Consider the following 21,457-nt stretch of genomic DNA (forward strand, 5'->3'; position numbering starts at 1 on the left):
CTCGCTGCCCAAAGAGAGGCCAATCCCAGCATGAACATCTGGAGAAGACGACGCAGCGGACGACGGATAATTGTGAGGTGGCCCAAGTTCTGACTATCTCCTGCAAGCTCAAGGTATCTGCTTTGCAAGCCGTGAAGCGAGAGGCAACTTTGTCTGCTTTTGCACAAGCACTCCTCGCGCCAGCGGGCCGGAGGCCTTACTGGGTCAACCAAAACACGCCAGAGAAGATAGTCAACGCCGTCAAGCTTCAATCTCTTTGCTACCGCGAAATTCGTACCCGCTTTGGGCTATCCAGCAACTTAGCCCAACAGGTATGCAGAAGGTTGGCCGGTGCCCGCAAGGTTGCCCAGCAAAAGAATCGTCCAGTTAAAGCGTTCAAGTCTGGCTTTGTTTTTGTTACCTACGATGCCCGAATCTTCTCTTTCCGTGAGAGGGACTGGACAGTATCGCCGACCACCGTTGAGGGACGCGAGCGTTTTGAGCTGGATGTTGGCTCCTACCAGTGTGGGATGTTAGCAGGCACCAATCCCAAATCGGCCACGCTCATCAAACGCCAAGACGGTTCTTACTACATCCAGATTTGCGTGGAGTCTGAGGTGCCGGAACCGGAGCACGCCGTCAAAGCAATGGGCGTGGATTTAGGTAGGAGAGATATTGCCCACACCTCTGAGGGGGATAACTGGAATGGACAGCAGTTGAACCAGGTCAGAGACCACTACTCCCGGTTGAGAGTGGCTCTGCAACGCAAGGCCAGTAGGGGCACACGCAGCACTCGGCCGAGGAGAAACAGTGCTAGAGCTTGCCTCAGGCCTTGGCTACACGGCTATTCAATTGGCAAAGCGCTGAGGAAGGGAGTTAGAAGCCACTGCTGACCTTGCTTTTGTCCTGACCTTATTAAAGGCAAATTAAGAACGCCGCCTTTTACTCAGCCAGCCGGTTAGCATTGCTAAAGCAAACATTCCCAGCAGAGCAAAGCCCAGCAGCCACCTTCCCTGCTCTAGGATCCCTGCCCCCAGAGCTACTACTGGGGGTGTAGAGACGGCAATGCCCAAAGCTAGCGCGAGAAGAAAGTTCTGCCATTTCATTTGAGTTAGGCCGGCAGCGTAGGCGACAAAGTCGAATAGGCCCGTCATTAAAAACCCGGCCGTAAGGAAAATATTGTTTTCCAGATAGTTGGCTGAAAGGGCATCGACTTTATACATCCATTGTCGCCCAACCATTCGCTGTACTAGGCCTCTACCAAACTTTCTGGCCAGGTAAAAGTTAAGTGTACAAGAGGTAAAATCGGCAATTGCAATGTAAAGGATTCCTGCCCCAAATCCAAAGAGTGCTCCTGCCAGGATGGAGTAAACAGTGCTAGGTATGGCAGGAATAATAATACTCAAGGAGCGTAATCCGATCAGAGCAAGGGGTGCCCATGGGCCTAGTTTTGCTATAAACTCTCGAGTTGTGTCTGGATCTAAGCGACGGGCCAGCAAGATAGCAGCTACCAGGACAACAAGCAACAACAGCAGTGAGAGGATATCCTTCCTTTTCCTAGAATTGGTTCTGCTGCTGGAGGGTAGCTTTTCTGAGGAGGTAGGAGACGATCCTGCTGACTCGCCAAAGGCAGTGCCGGGGGGATAGTAGAGCTCATTCCTCAAAATCCAGCCTGTTTTTTGCTGTAAGTAGGCATGCGTGCTCAGTCCCAGGTGCCTTGCTTCTTCGGCCACAGTTTTATAGTCTAGGCCCAGTAGCTTGCAAAGCTCTCTTTGTCGAATACCTGAAGGTGGCTGCATAGGGCAAAGGAACACCAAGGGTTTCTACTTTCTCTGCCAGATACTTGAGGTTTTCAAGGAGTGCTTGAAACAGGTATGATTTCCATAGGCTTTGTTTTGCTAGTATAGAAGGTGTTGCATGTTTTGATCTTTAGAGGTTGACAATGATCTTGTGTATTAGCGATGTTCTCAGTTTAGCAGAATTGCAACAAACCTTGGCCATTATATCCGATGCTGAATTTGTAGATGGCGCCCTGACGGCTGGCTGGAATGCCAGGCTTGTCAAAAATAATAGGCAGATTCCTAAGGGATCCCTCCAGCACCAGAAGATTCAGGAGATTGTCTTTGCAGCTCTAGAGCGCAATTTGCTGTTTCAGATGGCTGCTCGGCCCAAGCTCATTCATTCTATTTTGATTAGCCGCTACGAAGCGGGCATGTCTTACGGCACTCATACCGACGATGCGCTTATGGTTGATCAGCGTCAGCTTATGCGTACAGATATTTCCTTTACCCTATTTCTGAGTGCCCCCGAAGACTATGACGGTGGTGCGCTAAAAATTGAGAGTAGCGAAGGAGAACGAGCCTACAAGCTGCCGGCGGGCGCCTTGATTCTCTATCCTGCTTCGACCTTGCACCAAGTTGAGCCTGTAACCCGCGGGATCCGCTATGCTGCCGTCAGTTGGGTTCAAAGCCTAATTAGGGATCCGCAAGAACGCGAGATCCTCTTTGATTTAGAGACTGTGCGGCTGCAGATGTTTCAGGAATCGGGCAAGACACGCCACTTTGATTTGGTCTCCAAAGTTTACGCGAACCTGCTGCGGAAATGGGCGGAGCTCTAGAGGGATCGAAGAAAATAGAGCAGGGCTTCTCTGTCTTCAGCAGCCATATTTTTAAAGATCTCGCGGGAGCGTTCAGCTTCTCCCCCATGCCAGAGAATGGCCTCCTCGAGGCTGAGAGCGCGGCCATCGTGCAAATAGCCGGAGTAGGGCAGAACTGTCTGCGACAAGCCGATGCCCCACAAAGGGGGGGTGCGCCATTCTCGGCCCGTAGCCTCAAAGTCAGGGCGGCCATCTGCCAGTCCTTCGCCCATGTCATGCAACAGCAAATCGGTGTAGGGGTGGATGACTTGGTTGGCCAGGGCAGCGATCTCATGAATGCCGGTGTGCAGCTCTGGTCGGTGACACTTGGCGCATTGGGCTTGGACGAAGAGCTTTTCACCTTGCTGAACTTGGGGATCCTGCCAAAGGACGCGGCCAGGCACAGCCAGGGTTTGCACGTAAACGGTTGTCGCTTGGAGAGTGTCCTCGTCGATATCTTGGCTGCCATCGGCGGCCGGAAAAAGAGGATTCGTGACACCCATGTCGTTGGCGTAGGCGGCCGCAGTTTGTTGCCTGAGGTTGGGGGTATTGGCTTTCCAACCAAACCGTCCCAGCACCAGACGCTGCTGCTCTTGATCCCAAACAGAGTTGGGGCGGCCAGAGATGCCATCCCCATCAGTGTCGTCGGGATCGGCTGCTTCTAGGATTGCAGACTCGGGAACTGCTTCCAGTAGGCCCGCTCCAAACACCGGCTGGGGGATCCGCAGGGAGATGAGGACAGGCTCAATCGGCGATCCCTCCAGAGTCAACAGCTTCACAACAGGAGAACGAAGCCTGTAGGTGGTTCCGTCGGCGTACTGTCCGGTCTGCTCTACCCAGTGCAACTCCACCTTGGCCTCTGGCCGATAGCCTCGAACGGCCTTTTCTTGAATCTGCGTGCCGATGCCAGGCACAGGGGGAGTGTTGCCATAAGGAGCCATGGCCTCCCATCCAAAAGGCGGGGGATCCCCACTTCTATCCAGGGATCCGACCTGGCTCACCCTAACCACCCGCTGTCCTTTCTCGGGTAGACCGCGGCCGTTTTTGACATGACAACCGGCGCAGGAGTTGTTGTTGAACAGAGGTCCAAGGCCGGGGTTAACAGGCGCTGGAGCCGCTACAAAGTTGGCCTCAAAGGCAATGTCCCCCAGGGCATGCAGCCTGGCCCAGCGGGGATCCAAATTGGGGGCCGGCTGCTCGTAGGCTGTTGAGGTGCGGTTCCAAAGGGTTGTTTCGCCACCCGCTCGCGGGGGCAATGGCTGGGATCCATCTAGGCCGGCGGGAAAAGCCAGAAAGCTCGCTGCCCAAAGAGAGGCCAATCCCAGCATGAACATCTGGAGAAGACGACGCATAGGCTATCAAAATAGCGGCAACTCAACTCTTTTCGGACTTTCCTACTGCTGCAGAAGCGGCACAACTTCCTGAGCAAAGTTATCGAAAGCGTCTTCAATTTTTTCCATAGCGGCGGTAATAGATCCACGGGCATTGGCATCGCAAAGGCTTTTTTCGATAGGGTCAGGGATCCCCTGGAGAGCCGCCGCTGCTGCTTGTAACTCCGACTGAATTTGACTATCCAAATTGGGGTTGATGTCCCGGACAAATTGGCTGAGGCCGCGACCTTTTCTATCCCTAAATCCACCCAAGTAAGCATATTGGACGCTGCGCAGGTTGGCCTGAAACTCCGGCAGCGAATGGTGGGCAAAGCGGCTTTCCAAGAGAAAGGGATTTTGCCGGGCGAAGGCTTCGCCAATTTTGACCTTGCCCAGCTCGTCCAACATGCTGAGAATACCTTGGGCTATTTCTTCAGCAGCAGCTTGCAGCGTCAGGTAGCTCTTGCTGCCCTCCCCGGCTTTCACCCATTCTTCGCGAAAAGCAGGCAGCCCTTGCACGCCCTCTGTCCAGCTCTTGAGTAGCTTTTCCGCCGTATCCGCCAAAACCGGGCCAAGGGCAGCCAAGTACTCCCGATCCCGCTCGGTAAAGTCTTGCAAGGACTTATTGTTATCCACGCCAAAGAGCAGGAAGGCCACGGCATGAAATCCCTTTTGCCCGCTTTCCAACTCGGCCACGGTCTCTGGAGTGAGGGGATCGCCGCTGTTGAGAACTTCCAGCACCTCCACCTCGTTCAGGGGCCATTCGTCCAAATCCGCATCTAGCCCCAAGGAGGCCGCCGGCCCGAAGGCAAAAGCCTCGCTCTCCTCCCACGTTAGACGGGCAACAGACCAAGCCTGGCGAGCCGCTTGCAAAGTCTGGGAATTGGGATCTTGCACGAAGGCCTGGATGGCTTGAGACAGGGCCTGGGTATCGGCGGCCAACTGCTCATAGGCAGGGATCACCACCTGATCGGCAAAGTCGATCAAAATCTGCCGATCCTGAAACCGCTGCTCAGGAGAGAGCACAACGGCTGGCCGGCCAGAGCCCGCTCCTTCTTCTCCCCCTTCCCCACCCTCGCCGCCGCCATCCACCGGGATGGGCCGACACTCTGGGTTCATTTGAGCCGCCTGCTGGGGCGAGGCCTGGCTCAGGGCCGGTGGATCCTTTTGGCTTTCCCCGCAAGCAGCCCCGCTAACCAGAACATAAAGCCCTATCCCCGTCCACAGCTTCAGATATCTCGACATCTCCTCTGGGCTCCTTACCCCTCGGCTTGGCCAACTTTGGCTTGATTGTAACCTAGCTATTGAGACTCAATCTTAAGAAAAGAGAGATTTTTTACCACCGGTTGCCACGGGATCCCTCGCTTAGGCCCAACCCTTCAGGGACAACTGCCGCGCACAAAAGCTGTGGAAGGCGAAGTTAACCTGGATTTTAACAAAATTTAACCCCAGGTATATTGATATCTTCTCTCAAGAAGCCTAGAGTGAGTCACAGCTTGCTATTGAGACTTAATCTCAATAGTTGGTTGCGTGTCTCGAAAGGATGTGTCCGTGCGGCCAGAGGCGGGCCTGGGGCAAAGTCTCTGGCCTTTTCCCAAGCAAGCTTGTTTAGAAACGCAAGAGGAGCGAAGATGACAGCGACGATACCGAAGCAAGAAGGGGGATCTAGCTCGCAACACCAGATCCCCTGGTGGGCGGGCAACGCCCGTTTGACCGTTCTTTCTGGCCGGCTGCTGGGGGCGCATGTGGCCCATGCCGGGCTGATCGTTCTCTGGGCAGGGGCGATGACCCTGATCGAGTTGGCTAAGTTTGACCCCAGCCGACCGATGTATGAGCAGGGACTCATTCTCTTGCCCCACCTGGCCAGCTTGGGGCTGGGGGTGGGATCCGGCGGGGAAGTTTTGGATACGGATATCTACTTTGCGGTGGGAGCGATCCACCTCATCAGCTCTGCCTTTTTGGGGTTTGGGGGCATTTTTCATGCCCTGCGCGGGCCGGCGGTGCTGGATCCCAAAGCTTTTCCCCTGTTTAGCTACGACTGGCAAGACAAAGACAAAATGACCACCATCCTAGGGATCCACCTAGTGCTGCTGGGCCTGGGAGCCTGGCTTTTGGTGCTCAAGGCAATGGTGTTTGGCGGGTTGTTCGACCCGGTGGCGGGAGAAGTGCGCCTAGTGGCTCCCAACTGGAACCCCTTTGGCCACCTGCTGGGCACGGAAGGTCGCCATTGGATAGCCGGGGTGGACACTTTGGAAGACGTGGTGGGCGGCCACCTCTGGCTGGGCCTGCTCCTGGTGGCAGGTGGGATTTGGCATATCGTGACCAAGCCTTTTGCCTGGGCAGAACGGATTTTTGTCTGGTCTGGGGAAGCTTATCTTTCCTACAGCTTGGGAGCTTTGGCCTTGATGGGGTTTATTGCCGCCTATTGGGTTGCCGTCAATCCCGTCGTCTATCCTGAAGTTTTCTATGGGCCGCTGCTGCGGGTGGGCTTGGATCGCTATCCCTTTTTTGAGCAAGGGGGGGCTCTCACATCTAGGGTTTGGCTGGCCAATGCCCACTTTTGGCTGGCCTTTTTCTTCCTTCAGGGTCACCTTTTCCATGCCCTAAAAGCACGAGGATTCAATTTCCGTACTGGCAGAGTAGAGCTTGCTGCGCAGCAGGTCTAACGACAATCTAGCCATCTAATTTTGGGCTTTGCACTTGCAGTTTCGAGGTAGGAGCAATGGCAAAAATAGGTCTATTTTTCGGCACTCAAACCGGAAATACCGAAAGAGCTGCTGAGATGATTCAAAAAGAGCTGGGCGAAGACAATGTGGATTTGATCGACATTGCCGAAGCCAGTATTGAGGACTTTGAGAAGTACGACTACTTAATTATCGGCTGTCCAACCTGGAACATTGGGGAGCTGCAGGCCGATTGGGATGGGTTTTTTCCCAATTTGAATGAAATCGATTTTTCCGGTAAGACGGTGGCCTACTTTGGAGTTGGGGATCAGTTAGGCTATCCCGACAACTTTCAAGATGCCATGGGGATCCTGGCCCAAAAAATCGCCGAGCGTGGCGGCAAAAATGTCGGCTCCTGGCCCACAGAGGGCTACGAGTTCAATGAGTCCAAGGGAGTGGTTAACGGTGAGTTTGTCGGCCTTGCCCTGGATGAAGACAATCAGCCGGAGCTGACGGAAAAACGAATTAAAGAGTGGACGGCCAAACTCAAAACACTCTTCAATCTGTAATCTCAAACCCGGCTTCTTAACTTGTTGTGGATACTGTGGGAGTTTGTCATGACTGGCGCAGTTCTATCTTCATCACCTACCTCTGCTGAGGGATCCCCTCAGGTCAGTTGGTTGGCAGGCAATGCTCGCTTGGTGAATCTGTCCGGAAAGCTGCTGGGAGCCCACGTGGCCCATGCGGGGTTGATCATGCTGTGGGCCGGCGGCATGACCCTGTTTGAGGTGGCCCACTGGGATCCGGCTCAGCCCATGGGCAGCCAAGGGCTGATCTTGCTGCCCCATTTGGCCACGTTGGGTATCGGCGTTAATGCAGAGGGGGTGGCCACGGATCCCTATCCCTTTTTTGTGGTGGGCGTTCTGCACCTGATTGCCTCGGCGGTGCTGGGGGCAGGAGGGATCTTCCATGCCCTTTTGGGGCCGGAGGTGCTGCCCAAAGGAGAAACCTTGGCCCAGTTTTTCGGCTACGACTGGGAAGACGACGACAAGATGACCACCATCCTGGGGATCCACCTGCTGCTGTTGGGGCTGGGGGCTTGGTTGCTGGTGGCCAAAGCGCTCTTCTGGGGAGGGCTGTACGATGCTCACCTGGGCCGCGTACGGGTGGTAACGGATCCCACCCTCAATCCGCTGCGGATCTTCGCCTACCTGACGCCGCTGATGGGCCAGCAGGGCATGGCTGCTGTGGATAACCTAGAAGATCTGGTGGGAGGGCACATCTACGTTGGCCTGCTTTGCGTCTTGGGGGGATGGTGGCACATAGCCACACGGCCCTCTGCCTGGGCCAAGCAGATCCTGATCTACTCGGGCGAAGCCTACCTCTCCTACAGCCTGGGGGCCCTGGCCTACATGGGCATCTTGGCGGCCTATTTTGTCAGCGTCAACGAGATTGCCTATCCGGTGGCTTTCTACGGGCCGCTGGAGCTGGCTGCCGACGAGATGGGTGTGGTGAGTAGCCGCACCTGGTTGGCCACAGCCCACTTTGTCTTGGGGATCCTGTTTTTGGCAGGGCACATCTGGCATGCCATCCGGGCGCGGGCGGCAGCCAACGGCTTTGACTTCCAGCGCGGGGGCTGGGTGCGAGCCACAGATCCGCAGGTGGGCAACTTGGAGACGCCGGTAAACCAGGGGGATCTCACCCTGCTGCTGCTGCAAAACCTGCCCATCTACCGGGAGGGCTTGTCGCCCTTTCTGCGTGGCTTGGAGATTGGCATGGCCCATGGGTACTTTCTGGTGGGGCCGTTTTACAAGCTAAGTCCGCTGCGGGATTCGGAGCAGGCCCTGACAGCAGGGACGCTGGCGACCATCGGCCTGGTGCTGATCCTGACGGTTTGTCTCTCCGTTTACGGACGGGTGTCCTTTCCGCGCTCGCGGCTGGTGGCGGTGGTCAATACCCCCTACGGCGAGGTGGCCTATCCGACGCCAGGGGTGCAACTGATGGCGGAATCGCAGGGATCCCCTCAGCCGGTGCGCCTGCCGGCAAGCTCGGAGGACTTGCCCGAAAACTTGCGCACCCGCGCCGGTTGGAGCCAGTTGGCCGGAGGGTTTCTGGTGGGCGGTGTTGGCGGTGCCCTGTTTGCCTACATGCTCTTGAGCAGCGGCGATGTGGTAGCCCAGATTTTGCCGGGGCTGTAAAGCAGGGTTGAGGCTTCTCAAAGCAGGGGAGGGGAGATCCTCATCCCCTCCTCTCTGTCCCGATCTGCCCGGTTTGGATAGTTCTGCCGATTTCTAGAACTCTTGTTTGTGAAGCTTTTGTCAGCCACCGGCTTCAATCTTTCGACAGTCGAAATGGGACGGCCAAAATGAGTTTAGGTTCCGCTTCCGCGCTCTCTTTTGAGGCACTTTATTTGGGTGTTTCTCCCAGTCTCAAGCTTTTCGACCGGCCTTTGCTGGGATCCCTGGGAAAATGTTTCCGTGTGGCCTACTGGGAGTATCACCAAACCCAGGATGAGCCCTGTAGTTTAGAGACAGTCGTGACGCTACTATACGAATACCTGAAGGCTTGGGATCGACCGGTGCACCTCATCGGCCATGGCTTGAGCGGGGTGGTCGCCTATCTTTTCGCGTGCCACTATCCCCAACGGGTACGGTCTCTGACCCTGCTGGCAGTGTCCGATCAGCCTGCCGCTACCTGGCACGCCCATTTCTACCTGCAACGAAAAATGTTTTTCTGTAGCCGAGAACAGCTCCTGGTGCGTATAGCCCAGAGCCTTCTGCCCACTTCAGAACAGTGGCGAGCGCGCTCACTCTCCTATGCTCTGGCTAAAGACTTAGATACTTCCCCCATACCTCACTCCCTATTTCAGGTGATAGCGATTCCAGCTCGGAAAGTTTCGGTGCCGATGTTGGTTTGCGCCAGCAAGGATGACCCCATTGTGGCTCCTGCTGCGCTCGAGAAGTGGAAAAACCACTTAAAGCCGGGGGATCAAATGTGGCTTTGCCCTGGAGGGCGACACTTTTTTCATTATTCTTTTCCAAGTTTGGTCAATCTGAAAATCATGGATTTTTGGCAGGAACTGCGCAAACTTCAGCCCAGCATGGCCTAAGGCGGCTGGATCTTCGCGGGATGATGGACATGGCCGCTCATTCAAACACTGGAGGAGCTCCGTTTGCCGCCCAGGTCGAGCCCCTCACAACAGAAAAACGGGCAGGGGTGGAAGGAGGCCATTGAGCTGCCGGTAAAATTGATAGAATGAGGCCGGCCCCCCGACTTGGATAGGGAATGGGCTTGACTGTGGGATCCGCGACTATGTTCGACAAACTGCTCTTTCCCATCGACAACTCGCGTGAGACCAGCCACGCCTTGCCCTTAGTGGCAGACATAGCGCAGCGCTACAAAAGTCAGGTGTACCTGCTCTCGGTTCTGGATGCTGCGGAGCTGGACGCGGAGCGGGCAGAACAAGCCCGGCAGAACATCCAGAACCTGCTCAAACAGACGGAGCTGGGCCTCCAGCAAATTGGCATTAGCAGCGTCAAGAGCGAGTATCGCGAGGGAAAAGTGCCCTTTGTCATCTGCGATGTGGCAGACGAGCTGGAGATCAGCCTGATCGTGATGGGATCCCGTGGCCTCAGCTTGTCTGCGGAGGGGCGGAACAACTCCGTCAGCCACCGGGTGATCGACCTCGCCCCTTGCCCGGTGCTGGTGGTGCCTTGAGGGGCAAGGATCCCGGCAAGCATTCTCTGGTAGAGTACACTGAGGCTGGCTCTTGCTCAATCGAACTTGCCGAATCTAATGTTGCCTTGTGTAACAGCAAGGCAGCTACGATTTGTCTTGTCTAAAAGTCTGCAGTACAACGAAGAGCGAGATACAGCTTTCTCCGCCTCTGTGAGAATCCCGTGGAGGGGTGGGATCCCTGTCATGCAAAAGAAGCATCTGATTGGTATGAGCGTCACTCAGTGTTGCTGGGAAAAGCTGTAAGCTCCATTGCTATTCGTTAGTTCCACCCTTTAGGAAGCGTCATGGAAAGTCGTGGTTACAACAAGGCCTCCCAGAAGACCTTCGAGGTGATGCGGCATTTCGCAGAAACCTACGCCAAACGTACCGACACTTTTTTCTGCTCCGATCCTACGATTACGACAGCAGTGATCGAAGGCTTGGCTCTGCACAAAGAGCAATTGGGCGCTCCGCTCTGTCCCTGCCGCTTTTACGAAGACAAAGAGGCGGAAGTGAAAGCCGGCTATTGGAACTGCCCCTGCGTGCCAATGCGCGAGCGAAAAGAATGTCACTGTATGCTCTTCTTAACCCCAGACAACCCCTTTGCCGGCACCAGCCAAACCCTAGTGGAGGTGCCCCTAGAATACCAAACAAAATAACCGGCAAGGTACCTGTCCTTGGAGGAAACGATCGGGCCGGGGAAGGGCGACAAAGATCGGTATAATCAGGGAATAGTTGGGTAGTTGCTATTCGCAGGAGGAGGAAACTTATGACTCCCTCACTTGCTAACTTTCTCTGGAGCTTGGTGTACGGCGCAGTGGTGCTAGGGCTTCTCTTCGGCGCCATTGTCTTCGTCAGCCAAAGAGATAGGGTGCGTCGTCGCTGAGTCTCCCGCTCGCCAGGGCTTGTCTGCGGATCGCCCATCGCCCCTTATGATCAAAAGCTGATCTAGCGACATCCTGGGAGCGTTGACCCACCCCCTGCATTACTGGCGGCAAAAAAACCGCTACTACCACAAGGATCTGGAGCGGCTACACCGCTTCTTCGTTCCTCCAGGCCTGCGCATTCTGGAAATCGGCTCCGGCACCGGATCCCTGCTCAATGCTTTGCAGCCCAGTTTTGGGGTGGGGATTGACTGGGACGCGGAGATTGTTGCCCAGGCGCAGAGGCAGTTTCCCCACCTTCACTTTCGGGTTCGGGATGCCCACACGCTGGACAAGCAGGATCCCGTCTTAGCGGAGCCCTTTGACGTTATTTTGCTCGTCAATACCCTGGGCTACCTGACGGATATTCAGCAGGTTCTTGAGCAGCTGCGCCGTTTTTGTACCCCGCGCACTCGCCTGCTCCTCTCTTACCACAACCCCCTCTGGGAGCCGCTGCTGGGCCTGGCGACTGTCCTCAAGCAGCGCATGCCCTTGCCGGCAGCCAACTGGCTCTCGGCTGGTGATGTGGCCAATCTGCTGCACCTGGCAGGGTACGAGGTCATTCAGCAGGGCAAGCGGCTGTTGCTGCCGCGGCGGATCCCACTGCTTTCGACGCTGATCAACCGCTTCATTGCCCCCTTACCCGGGATCAACGCCCTCTGCCTGACTGAATACACGATCGCCCGCCTCCAGCCCGATCCCACCTGGGATCCCCCCCCTGAGGAGCAACCTTCTTGCACGGTGGTGATCCCGGCTCGCAACGAGGCAGGCAACATCCGCCGCTGTGTGGAGCAGTTGCCCGAAATGGGATCCCGAACCGAGATCATCTTTGTGGAGGGGCATTCCAGCGACGACACTTGGGCTGAGATCCAGCGGGTTCAGGCCGAATACCAAGGGATCCGCACCATCCGGGCCCTCCGGCAAGAGGGCAAGGGCAAGGGAGATGCGGTGCGCAAGGGGTTTGCCGCAGCCAGTGGCGATGTGCTGATCATTCTCGACGCCGACTTGACCGTCCAGGCGGAAGACCTCCCCAAGTTTTTCCGGGCGGTGGCCTCCGGGCGGTGCGACTTTGCCAACGGCTGCCGCCTGGTCTATCCCCTGAAACCAGAAGCAATGCCGCGTCTTAACCAGTGGGCCAATCGTTTTTTTGCCGCTCTCCTCTCCCACATTCTCGGCATCCGCATCAAAGACTCCCTCTGCGGCACCAAGGCCCTGTGGCGGGAGGACTATTGGCAGATTGTCAAGCTGCGGCAAGAGTGGGGAGATTTTGACCCGTTTGGGGATTTTGACCTGTTGCTAGGGGCGGCCAAGCGCACCCTTAAGATCCTGGACATCCCCGTGCGCTACTTCCCCAGAACCTATGGCCGCTCCAACATTCAACATGTGCGGGACGGGCTGCGGCTGCTGCAGATCTGCGCTTTTGCCCTCAAGCGCTTCAAGGGATCCTGAGCCCTAACCCCTTCAGCACGGTTTTGATCCAGACAGGCCGCTTCCCCATCCGGATCCCTGCCCAGCCTCCCAGAAGTTGTTACAATCCAGAAGTTGTTACAATAGTTAGCTATTGAAAAGTGTATGGATCAGCCCTGAGAAAAACCGCCACAGGAAAAAACAATGGGGGAATCCGTATTGAGCAGGCTTGGCCAGTGGATCTCAAGTACTCCCCTACGCTCCCTCAATCGAGCCTATGAAGCTGCTCTGCGCATCAAAGCCATTGAAGACCGCTACTTTCAGGGGGAATCCATCGGCAGCAACGGAACCCACGGCCAAAACACCAGCCGCTACTTTCAGATCCAATTGCGCCAGGAATTGCGCCAAATCGATCTTAGTTTAGCCGAGTTCAGGGCCAGTAGCGTTTTTTCTCGCCTGCCGGATCCCGCGCAAAATGGCAGCGGCCCTCCCTTCTCTTCCGACAAAGATCAGGCCAAAGAGGCCCCCGTCGGCCCTTCCGAAAACGACGGCAAAGACGCTGCAAATGGCCGACAAAGTCGGGATCCCTCTATCTTGGAGAAGCTAGAGTTTATCGATCAGGTGACCTCGCGATACAAGCGCCCCGCTGCACAACCCAAGTTCACCTCCCCTCCGCCCAAGTCTCAAGAGCAACAAGAGCAACCAGAGCCCCTGACCTCAAGCCAGCCGGAGCCCTCCGACCCCTCCATCAAAACCAATCTTGCTAAGACAAACCCCGACAACAGCAATGCCCCGGTTGCCTCTAGAACGGCCCTCCTGCCCCGCTCCATCCTGCGTACGGCCAACCAGATCCGCCGTGAGCTGGGTTCGCAAGCGGAAGAAGAGCTACTGCAGGAGTATCGCAGCCAACGCACACGTACACTGGTGGCAGTTCGGTTTTTGGTGCTGTTGGCCATTTTGCCGCTGCTGGCCCAGATCTTCTCAAAACAGTTCCTGTTCGGGCCGTTGGTGGATCGCTTTCAGCCGCGGCAGCCCACCATCTTGGCTCTGAGCTACGAATTTCAAGAAAAGGCCCTCTCCGAGTTTGAGTTTTTCAAGGAAAAAATAGAGTTTGAGCGGGCCTTACACCACCAATCTCCAGAGCTCGACCTGGAATCCGAAGACCAACTGTCCAGAAAGGCAGAGGAGTTGCTGCAAAAATACAGCCGTAAGAATTTAGAAGGCCTCAAGAACGTCCTCGCTGACGTGCTATCGCTGCTGGTGTTTGGCTGGCTGATCTTTATCGGACGCGAGGAAATTGAAGTTCTCAAGTCTTTTTTGGATCGCCTGATCTATGGCCTTAGCGACAGTGCTAAGGCTTTTATCATTATCCTCTTCACCGACGTGTTCGTCGGCTACCACTCTCCCCACGGCTGGGAGGTGCTGCTGAGCAGCTTAGCTGACCACCTAGGTTTGCCAGAAAACCGCAATTTTATCTACGGCTTTATTGCCACTTTTCCCGTTTTTCTCGACACACTCTTTAAGTACTGGATCTTCCGTTACTTGAACCGTGTATCGCCGTCGGCAGTGGCCACCTACCACGCCATGAACGATTGAGGGTTCGCAGTTGCCTTCATTGGAGAATCCAGGCCGCTGCCCTCACCCCCAGCCCCTCTCCCAGAGGGAGCAGCCCTCACCCCCGGCCCCTCTCCCAGAGGGAGAGGGGAGCTGGGGAGCGGCCTAACGAGTCGTTTCGTTGCCGTTGGAAACAGCCCTAATTTGAGTTCCCTGAGTTAGCTGCGCAGGCGCAAGGACTGGCGATGGCAAAACCCGCAGACAAACCAACGCTCCAGTTCGGCGGCAGGGGTAGGGCAGCCACAGGCGGGGCAAGGGAACAGATTTTGCTGAGTCTGCCGTTGTTTGACCACTCTCGCCCAGCGCTCGAAAGCCACTTTCGGATCCGAGATGGGCTGTTTGGGGGGAGCGTTGCGGCAAGATCCAGGGCGTTGTCCATCTTGGGCAGCGAGGCGGGGGGGGCCATAAAACTTGCTGGTCAACTCCGCATCAGGGTGGGGAGCGACCGGGTTGGATCCTTCGTGCCAAGCGCCGGGGCTAAAGCGAATGTCGCTGAGGGGGGGGTGCAGGCGGCTGTTGAGTTTTCTGAGAATGAGTTGGCGTTGTAAGGTTAAGTTTTGCGCCCAGGACGGGGTAGAGGTGGCTACCTGCAGCACCTGGCGGCGCACGTTGAGGGGATGGGTTTGCGCTGCTACCGCCTCTCCCACCACTTCCGGCCAAAGCTGCCTTAGGAGCTGCATTTGCTTCAGTTCAGCCCAACACGGATGGCTGCCAAAGCTACCCAGTGCCTCATCTAACCGTCGCAGCATGGTGTCGATAGGGATAGCTCAGGAAACGCCGTTTTGGTCTTCCAGCGATTTTGCCGCTTCGCTGAGGGCGGACTGGATGGAAGCGGCATCGGGCAGGGAACGGGAGCCGCCATTGAGGCTGACAAGTCCCTCCAGGCTGCGAATGTGAATATCCTGCTGCGGGAAAGGAATGCGGATCCCACGCCGCCGAAACTCGGCCTCGATGGCGAAGTTCAGCTCGCTGATCAAGACAAATTGATCCTGGGGACGGTTGATCCACACCAGCAGCTCAAAGTTGAGGGAAGAGGGGCCAAAAGACTTGAGCCAGACTTGGGGGGCGGGGCTGCTCAACACCCGAGCATTTTCTTTGGCAGCGCTGAGCAGAGCTTCGGTAACCAGGGCTGTATCGGAGCCATAGGCCACGCCGACGGGAATGTGAATGCGACAGCGGGGATCCCGGTAGCTCCAGTTCACCACCTTTGACTCGGTGAAGCGGGAGTTGGGCACAATCACAAAGATGCGATCCAAAGTGCGCAGGACGGTGGCCCGCGGGCCGATGCGCTCCACGGTGCCGAGCAGGTTGTCCACTTCCACCAGATCCCCGATTTGGATGGGGCGCTCCAGCAAAATAGCGATGTAGCTGATGTAGTTGTTGGAGAGGTTTTGCAGGCCAAAGCCGATCCCCAAACCCACCGCCCCGGCAATCACCGCCAGGGATCCCAGATTCAGGCCGCTGAAGGGCAAGACCAAGAGGATCCCGAACAGCGTGAGGATGTACTTGAAGATGGCCGTTGTAGACTCCTGGGTGCCCAGATCCAGTCCCAGCCGGCTCAGAAACCGCTGCTTAAAGCCAACGCTGACGTAGTGGGCAACGGTGAAGACCAAAACGGCCAGCACAAAGAAGACCAGTAAGCTGGCAATGGAGACGCTGGAATTGGGCAGCGGTTGGGTGAGGACGCCCAGCGCCGTGGCCACCACCCGCCCCAAGCCCAGGTAAAAAGCGCGCTGAAACGGTCGCAGGGCGGGTATGAAGCTGATGCCGCGATCCAGCGAGATGCCGGCAATGAGAATTGCCCCCACGCCTCGCAGGAGCACTCCCCCAATGTCGATCCAGGTTCCCCAAGCCGGGCCGGCCTGGAGCTCCAGCCACCTCTGCAGGCGAACTAGGCTGCGGTCGAACAGCCGCCAGAGAAAGAACCCCAGCGCCAATGTGGCCAGACCGGCCAAGATGGTGAGAGCCAGCACGCGCGGATCCTGCGCCCGCTGCAGATCCAGCCGATCCTGCCGGTACTCGGCAATGGCTTGTTCCAGCCGTCGCGCCCAAGTGTTGGCCACCAGACGCACGTCGTTGAGGCCCACCTGGCCCAGCGGCACCCTGCGCTCGGCGGCGGCATCGGCATAGGTGACGGTAAACAGATACCGCTGGGTGGCCTCAAAGCGGCCCCTTTCTCCCAGCCGGAGGACGTACTGGCCATTGGCATCCTGGGCCACCCGCACCTCCGGCTCTGGCAACTGACCTTCTTCCAAGAAGCGCTCAATGATGGCCCGCACGTTATCGGCCCGCACATCGCTGGGGTACTCTGCCGTCTGCAGGCGAAACACCGGAATGTTCCCCACCAAGACTTCTGTGCCCTCTTGGCCGGTAAAGGAGAGCCCCAGTGGGCTAGGGGTCGGGGAGGGGGATCCCTCAGGAGTTGGCACTTCGGCAGGGGTGGGGCCGGTTTGGAAAAAGCCGGGATCCCGAAATTCAAGGGCCTGAGCCACCGGGATCCCAGCAGCCTTGGAGACCGGAGCAGGCAGGAGCCAGAGGCCGATCCCGGCTATCAGCCCCACCGCCAAGGCCGCTCCCTTCAGCAGGACAGAGTCTCGAATGGCTCGTTGGACACGAACGTCCATTGTCTCAGGGATCCCTAGGATGCTGCTGTAAGCCTATGGTGGCACAAGCAAATCCCGATTTTGGCCAATCCAAGCGAGGACTTTAAGTGTTCTGATGGTGGCCCAAAAGGCGTTGGCGCAGCTTTTTAATTTGGTCTCGCAGTTGCGCAGCTTCTTCAAATTCCAGGTTTTTGGCGGCTGCTTTCATCTTCAGTTCCAGTTGGCCGATCAGCTCTGGAATCTCCGAAAGCGGGATCTCGTCTGCAGCTTGAAAGGCTTTTTCCAGGTCTTGGCTGTTGAGTTTGCGGGAGATGGCCAAAAAAGACAAGATGGCGTTGCTGTTTTTCTTGACAATGGGCTTAGGGGTGATGTTGTGTTGGCGGTTGTATTGCAGTTGAATTTCGCGGCGGCGCTGGGTTTCGGCGATGGCCCGGGCCATGCTGCCGGTCAGGGTATCGGCGTACATCACCACCGTGCCACGGACATTGCGCGCTGCCCGCCCGATCATCTGGATTAGGGAGCGCTCCGCCCGCAAAAATCCTTCTTTGTCCGCATCCAAAATGGCCACCAAGGAGACTTCCGGCAAATCCAACCCTTCCCGCAACAAATTGACCCCCACCAACACATCAAAGGCCCCTTCCCGGAAATCTTGGAGGATCTCAATGCGCTCGATGGGGGCAATCTCAGAGTGCAGATAGCGAACGCGGATGCTGCGTTCCTGAAGGTATTCGGTGAGATCTTCGGCCATGCGTTTGGTGAGGGTGGTCACGATCACCCGTTCGGCAGGCCCCTGCTGCGAGCGCTCCAGCCGCAAATAGATCTCGCCCAGCAAATCTTCCACCTGCCCGGCTGTGGGGCGCACGTGCACCTCGGGATCCACCACCCCGGTGGGCCGAATGACCTGCTCTATAACCCGACCGGTGCCTGGCACGTAGAACTTCAGGGGTTTGCCGTTTTCCACCACCGTTTCAAATTGGGCTCCGCTCTGCTCCAGTTCCCAGTTGCCAGGCGTGGCGGAAACAAAGACGCATTGGTGGACTTTGGCCCAGAACTCCTCGGCTTTGAGAGGGCGATTGTCGAGGGCGCTGGGCAGGCGAAAGCCGTGATCCACCAGCACCTGTTTGCGGGCGCGGTCGCCGTTGTACATGCCACGGATCTGCGGCACCGTGACGTGGGATTCGTCCACCACCAAGAGCCAATCGTTGGCCTTGAAATAATCCACCAAACAGGCAGGCGGCTCCCCTTCTTTGCGCCCCGTCAAGTGCCGGGAGTAGTTTTCGATGCCGTTGCAATAGCCCACCTCCCGCAGCATCTCTAGGTCGTAGCGGGTGCGCTGTTCTAGGCGTTGGGCCTCTAGTAGCTTGCCTTGGCGGCGAAAGAAAGCCAGTTGCTCTTCCAGCTCTTGCTCAATGTTGAGGATCGCCTGCTGCAACTGAGCTTCTGGCGTTACGAAGTGGCGGGCCGGATAAACCCTGAGGGCGCTGACACTGTTTAGGATCTCGCCCGTCACTGGATCAATGAGGCGAATGGCCTCAATCTCGTCCCCAAAAAACTCGATGCGAATGACTCGGTCTTCGTAGGCCGGCACAATTTCCAGCACATCGCCTTTGACGCGAAACCGCCCCCGCCCCAGCTCCAGGTCGTTGCGTTCGTACTGGATGTTGGCCAGATCCCGCAAGACCTCCCGCTGGTTAATCTGCTGGCCGACTTGAAAGGGAATGGAAGCCTTCAGGTATTCCTCCGGCATGCCCAGGCCGTAGATACAGCTTACCGAGGCCACGACAATAACATCCCGCCGTTCAAAGAGGGAGCGGGTGGCCGAGTGCCGCAACATGTCGATTTCATCGTTAATAGAAGAAGACTTGGCGATATAAGTATCGGTGCTGGGCACATAGGCTTCCGGTTGGTAATAGTCGTAATAGCTGATGAAATATTCGACGGCATTGTAGGGAAAAAGCTCTCGCAGCTCGTTGCACAGTTGGGCGGCCAAGGTTTTGTTGGGGGCCATCACCAAGGTGGGCCTGCCGACTTGCTGGATGGTATGGGCAATGGTAAACGTTTTGCCGGTCCCAGTTGCCCCCAGCAGGGTTTGAAAGCGATGCCCTGCCGCAATCGACTCTACCAAAGCAGCAATTGCTTTGGGCTGATCCCCCGTGGGCTGATAGGGAGAAACCAGTTGAAACTCCGACATAGGCCTATCCCTTGATCTTTTGAGGATCTTTGGTTGAGTGCTCTGGTTAAGACTGTTAATTTCGGCAACTGGGCAGTTACAGCCTGCTTGGTCAGGTCTCATATCGTCACATAAGCCAAAACCCTTGTCCAGGTGGAGTTTCCGTCTGTGTGCTGGATCTCCTGACGAAGGAGCAAGCTGTAGTTGGATTCAGCGGCTACACCTCACAGGCTGTAAATTTGTCCATCCATTAGCAGATGAGTAATGCCTTTCTTTTGCAATTGTGGGCGTACGATCTCCAAAATGTATCCGGGAAATTGGATGACCCGGTAGGGCGGATAGGTGTTGCTGCCGCGACGGCTCATCTCGGAAAAGCGCCGAGCCACCTTGTGGTTGTCGAAAATCGGCAGCGTATTGGCGTTTTCGATCCCTTCCATGGGCAGGGATCCCAGTCCCAGAAATTCCTTGAGGGGGCGGGTGGTCAATTCTTGGTAGCGATCCACCACAACATAACAGGTCTCGGGCAGGTCGAGCTCCTCCAGGGGGAGTACTTGGATGTGATGGACGGGATCCGCCAGCGGATCTTCTGAGGGCACCGCTGCCGCGTCGTCTAAAAAATCGTCGTCATCCTCTTCTTCATCGTCATCGTCTTCTTCGTCTTCTAGCTCGTTGTCCTCGTCGTCTTCTAGGTCTTCTTGAAGCTCGGCTACGAGCTGGGCCGGCAATTCTTCGGAGGCCAGTTCTGTCACCGTGGCCGTCCTGTCGCCAGGGATCCTCTCCCCTTCGCTTACATCGCTGAGATCGGAGGCGTCGGCAGCTCTCTGCGGGGGCAAGACCTGTTGCCCCTCCATACCGTCCAGGGGAAGGGCGGGTTCCTCGCCCGTGTCTTTGCGGCGAGCTGCTGAGCGTTTGAGCTGGATCAGCCGCTGGTACTCGTCGGCAGCGAGGTTTTCCTTGAGGACACGGGTGATGGTGGTAACGCTCACCCGGAATTGCTCGGCCAATTCGGCAGCAGTGGCCGCCGAGCCGCGGTAGGAGCTAACAATTTGCTGTTGTTCTTGTTCTGAAAGTTTGCTGCGGGCCATCGCGGTTATCCCATCCCAAAACTTGGACTCATGGGCAGGCGGCAGTTGCCCGACACAGCCGGCTGAGGCCGGCGGCCAGCGCTTCTTGCTCTAGTTCCTTACCGATGAAGACAATTTTTGACCAATGCGGCTCACTGGGATCCCACTCCCGCTCCAAGAAGAGGGTTTGTCGTCGGCCCACCTGATGAAAGATAACCCGCTGCGGCTCGTTTGCAGCCCACAGCACCCCCTTGGCGCGAAAAATCGTCTCCGGCAGGTCTTGCAGCCAATCGCGGAAGGCCGCCAGATCCAGCGGTTGCTGCAGTTGAAAGCTCAGGGATTGGATCCCGTCTTCTTCCAGATGGTGGCTGGGGTGGGCGTGACCTTCAGCCTCGGCAGCAGAGAGCTTGGGATCCCACAGTTCTGGGCGAAAGGCGTGCACATCCAAAATGCGGGCCAAGGGCACCTGGGCGTGGGTGGTGGGCAGACAGGGAGCGTCGGGGTTGTAGCGACGCAAATCTAATAGGATCTGCTCTTGTTCGGCTGGGGTGATCAAATCTACCTTGTTCAGGAGCAAGATGTCGGCGCTGCTGATCTGGTGGGCGGTGGTTTGGGAGCGCCGGAAGTTGCGCCAGTACTCGGCCCCATCCACCAGGGTCACCACCCCATCCAGACGCAGCTCCTCGTGGAAGGTTCTCTGTACAAACAGCTCGGCCACCTGCCTGGGATCCGCCACGCCGCTGGTCTCCACCACCAGGTAGTCCAACGCCTGGGCATGCTGGAGCAGCTCGCGAGCCGCCCGTTCGAGATCCTCCCGCACTGTGCAACAGAGACAGCCGTTGCTGAGCTGCATCAGCCCTCCTTCGGGCATGTTGACCAGTTCGCCATCGATGGAGATCTCGCCAAACTCGTTGAGGATAACCCCGATGCGCCGCCCGTGCTCCTCCTGCAAGATGCGCTTGAGCAGCGTGGTTTTACCACTGCCCAAAAAGCCTGTCAAAACCGTAACCGGAAGCTGAGCCTTCATATCTCCATATCAATCACCCAAGACTCAATCGACAAGTGGCCAACAAACCCTTCTCTCCGGTTCTCCGGAGGCTCTACTAGCTTAGCTCCAGGGCCAGCTCTCCAGGATCTGGACTTAAGGGCGGCGCTGCTGCTGGGATCCCTGAGCCAGCAGGTTCAGGTGGACGAGGTGGGCAGGCAAGCCACCTACCCCGCCTTGGCTGCGCCAGGAGTGGCAGATCCGCTGGGCCCATGTCGAGCGCCTCGAACCCCGCTCCACCAACCAAGGGGGCCTGGTGTACTACCC

At 56.9% G+C, this 21,457-nt stretch carries 18 protein-coding genes and 1 pseudogene; 11 read left to right on the top strand and 8 right to left on the bottom strand.

Going from position 1 to position 21,457, the window contains the following annotated elements:
• Positions 1–77: 77 nt before the first annotated feature.
• Positions 78–782: pseudogene (locus NW852_RS00870) on the top strand (RNA-guided endonuclease TnpB family protein); the annotation flags it as partial.
• A 123-nt stretch (positions 783–905) separates the two neighbouring features.
• Here NW852_RS00870 and NW852_RS00875 read toward each other — a convergent pair.
• Complete coding sequence (locus NW852_RS00875) at positions 906–1,712, bottom strand: TVP38/TMEM64 family protein (RefSeq protein ID WP_414398554.1); 807 nt, start codon at positions 1,710–1,712, stop codon at positions 906–908.
• 209 nt (positions 1,713–1,921) lie between these two features.
• Between NW852_RS00875 and NW852_RS00880 the strand changes: the two genes are divergently transcribed.
• A complete protein-coding gene (locus NW852_RS00880; protein WP_414364059.1) occupies positions 1,922–2,596 on the top strand; it encodes a Fe2+-dependent dioxygenase in 675 nt (224 codons plus the stop codon).
• On the opposite strand, the gene NW852_RS00885 is transcribed toward NW852_RS00880, so the two are convergent.
• Together NW852_RS00885 and NW852_RS00890 are read right to left on the bottom strand one after the other, a co-directional pair.
• A complete protein-coding gene (locus NW852_RS00885) occupies positions 2,593–3,966 on the bottom strand; it encodes a di-heme oxidoredictase family protein (RefSeq protein ID WP_414426389.1) in 1,374 nt (457 codons plus the stop codon). The genes NW852_RS00880 and NW852_RS00885 overlap by 4 nt on opposite strands.
• Before the next feature lie 42 nt (positions 3,967–4,008).
• Positions 4,009–5,229, bottom strand: coding sequence for an imelysin family protein (locus tag NW852_RS00890; protein ID WP_414333707.1), 1,221 nt, complete (start codon positions 5,227–5,229; stop codon positions 4,009–4,011).
• 386 nt (positions 5,230–5,615) lie between these two features.
• On the opposite strand from NW852_RS00890, the gene NW852_RS00895 reads away from it, so the two are divergent.
• The 9 genes from NW852_RS00895 to pxcA all read left to right on the top strand — a co-directional run bounded on the left by NW852_RS00895 (position 5,616) and on the right by pxcA (position 14,290).
• Positions 5,616–6,650 carry a chlorophyll a/b binding light-harvesting protein gene (locus NW852_RS00895; RefSeq protein WP_414371937.1) on the top strand — a complete coding sequence of 345 codons (1,035 nt, stop codon included), beginning with the start codon at positions 5,616–5,618 and terminating at the stop codon, positions 6,648–6,650.
• A gap of 56 nt (positions 6,651–6,706) precedes the next feature.
• Positions 6,707–7,216, top strand: a complete 510-nt coding sequence (gene fldA / locus NW852_RS00900; RefSeq protein WP_414371939.1) for a flavodoxin FldA — start codon at positions 6,707–6,709, stop codon at positions 7,214–7,216.
• Positions 7,217–7,264: 48 nt separating this feature from the next.
• Positions 7,265–8,845 (top strand): chlorophyll a/b binding light-harvesting protein, encoded by a 1,581-nt coding sequence (locus tag NW852_RS00905; RefSeq protein ID WP_414426390.1) that lies wholly within the window; start codon positions 7,265–7,267, stop codon positions 8,843–8,845.
• A gap of 167 nt (positions 8,846–9,012) precedes the next feature.
• Positions 9,013–9,756, top strand: coding sequence for an alpha/beta fold hydrolase (locus NW852_RS00910; protein ID WP_414426391.1), 744 nt, complete (start codon positions 9,013–9,015; stop codon positions 9,754–9,756).
• Positions 9,757–9,959: 203 nt separating this feature from the next.
• A complete protein-coding gene (locus NW852_RS00915; protein ID WP_414333698.1) occupies positions 9,960–10,364 on the top strand; it encodes a universal stress protein in 405 nt (134 codons plus the stop codon).
• A 305-nt stretch (positions 10,365–10,669) separates the two neighbouring features.
• Positions 10,670–11,023 (top strand): ferredoxin-thioredoxin reductase catalytic domain-containing protein, encoded by a 354-nt coding sequence (locus NW852_RS00920; protein ID WP_414366174.1) that lies wholly within the window; start codon positions 10,670–10,672, stop codon positions 11,021–11,023.
• A gap of 110 nt (positions 11,024–11,133) precedes the next feature.
• The gene (locus tag NW852_RS00925; RefSeq protein ID WP_011431389.1) at positions 11,134–11,250 is read left to right on the top strand and encodes a photosystem II reaction center X protein; all 117 of its coding nucleotides are present in this window, start codon (positions 11,134–11,136) and stop codon (positions 11,248–11,250) included.
• A gap of 82 nt (positions 11,251–11,332) precedes the next feature.
• The gene (locus NW852_RS00930; RefSeq protein WP_414371945.1) at positions 11,333–12,736 is read left to right on the top strand and encodes a glycosyltransferase; all 1,404 of its coding nucleotides are present in this window, start codon (positions 11,333–11,335) and stop codon (positions 12,734–12,736) included.
• A gap of 177 nt (positions 12,737–12,913) precedes the next feature.
• On the top strand, positions 12,914–14,290 hold the full coding sequence (gene pxcA, locus NW852_RS00935) for a proton extrusion protein PcxA (RefSeq protein WP_414398548.1): 1,377 nt from the start codon (positions 12,914–12,916) through the stop codon (positions 14,288–14,290).
• 176 nt (positions 14,291–14,466) lie between these two features.
• Here the strand turns inward: pxcA and NW852_RS00940 are convergent, their stop codons facing one another.
• From NW852_RS00940 to NW852_RS00960, 5 genes are all read right to left on the bottom strand, one after another.
• Complete coding sequence (locus NW852_RS00940; RefSeq protein ID WP_414378389.1) at positions 14,467–14,988, bottom strand: DciA family protein; 522 nt, start codon at positions 14,986–14,988, stop codon at positions 14,467–14,469.
• An 87-nt stretch (positions 14,989–15,075) separates the two neighbouring features.
• Positions 15,076–16,932 (bottom strand): mechanosensitive ion channel family protein, encoded by a 1,857-nt coding sequence (locus NW852_RS00945; protein WP_414366504.1) that lies wholly within the window; start codon positions 16,930–16,932, stop codon positions 15,076–15,078.
• Between the two features lie 82 nt (positions 16,933–17,014).
• Entirely contained in the window at positions 17,015–19,102 is a 2,088-nt protein-coding gene (uvrB, locus tag NW852_RS00950; RefSeq protein WP_414426392.1) for an excinuclease ABC subunit UvrB, read from the bottom strand.
• A gap of 203 nt (positions 19,103–19,305) precedes the next feature.
• Entirely contained in the window at positions 19,306–20,166 is an 861-nt protein-coding gene (locus tag NW852_RS00955) for a hypothetical protein (protein ID WP_414371954.1), read from the bottom strand.
• 28 nt (positions 20,167–20,194) lie between these two features.
• Entirely contained in the window at positions 20,195–21,172 is a 978-nt protein-coding gene (locus NW852_RS00960) for a CobW family GTP-binding protein (protein ID WP_414366500.1), read from the bottom strand.
• Positions 21,173–21,457 lie beyond the last annotated feature (285 nt).

The sequence above is a fragment of the Synechococcus sp. H60.1 genome (genome assembly GCF_047462335.1).
Lineage (GTDB): Bacteria > Cyanobacteriota > Cyanobacteriia > Thermostichales > Thermostichaceae > Thermostichus.

Bases quoted from the DNA above. Each gene is read 5' to 3' on its own strand.
- NW852_RS00880 (WP_414364059.1), top strand. From the start codon at position 1,922: ATGATCTTGTGTATTAGCGATGTTCTCAGTTTAGCAGAATTGCAACAA.
- NW852_RS00885 (WP_414426389.1), bottom strand. From the start codon at position 3,966: ATGCGTCGTCTTCTCCAGATGTTCATGCTGGGATTGGCCTCTCTTTGG.
- NW852_RS00890 (WP_414333707.1), bottom strand. From the start codon at position 5,229: ATGTCGAGATATCTGAAGCTGTGGACGGGGATAGGGCTTTATGTTCTG.
- NW852_RS00895 (WP_414371937.1), top strand. From the start codon at position 5,616: ATGACAGCGACGATACCGAAGCAAGAAGGGGGATCTAGCTCGCAACAC.
- fldA (WP_414371939.1), top strand. From the start codon at position 6,707: ATGGCAAAAATAGGTCTATTTTTCGGCACTCAAACCGGAAATACCGAA.
- NW852_RS00905 (WP_414426390.1), top strand. From the start codon at position 7,265: ATGACTGGCGCAGTTCTATCTTCATCACCTACCTCTGCTGAGGGATCC.
- NW852_RS00910 (WP_414426391.1), top strand. From the start codon at position 9,013: ATGAGTTTAGGTTCCGCTTCCGCGCTCTCTTTTGAGGCACTTTATTTG.
- NW852_RS00915 (WP_414333698.1), top strand. From the start codon at position 9,960: ATGTTCGACAAACTGCTCTTTCCCATCGACAACTCGCGTGAGACCAGC.
- NW852_RS00920 (WP_414366174.1), top strand. From the start codon at position 10,670: ATGGAAAGTCGTGGTTACAACAAGGCCTCCCAGAAGACCTTCGAGGTG.
- NW852_RS00925 (WP_011431389.1), top strand. From the start codon at position 11,134: ATGACTCCCTCACTTGCTAACTTTCTCTGGAGCTTGGTGTACGGCGCA.
- NW852_RS00940 (WP_414378389.1), bottom strand. From the start codon at position 14,988: ATGCAGCTCCTAAGGCAGCTTTGGCCGGAAGTGGTGGGAGAGGCGGTA.
- NW852_RS00945 (WP_414366504.1), bottom strand. From the start codon at position 16,932: ATGGACGTTCGTGTCCAACGAGCCATTCGAGACTCTGTCCTGCTGAAG.
- uvrB (WP_414426392.1), bottom strand. From the start codon at position 19,102: ATGTCGGAGTTTCAACTGGTTTCTCCCTATCAGCCCACGGGGGATCAG.
- NW852_RS00955 (WP_414371954.1), bottom strand. From the start codon at position 20,166: ATGGCCCGCAGCAAACTTTCAGAACAAGAACAACAGCAAATTGTTAGC.
- NW852_RS00960 (WP_414366500.1), bottom strand. From the start codon at position 21,172: ATGAAGGCTCAGCTTCCGGTTACGGTTTTGACAGGCTTTTTGGGCAGT.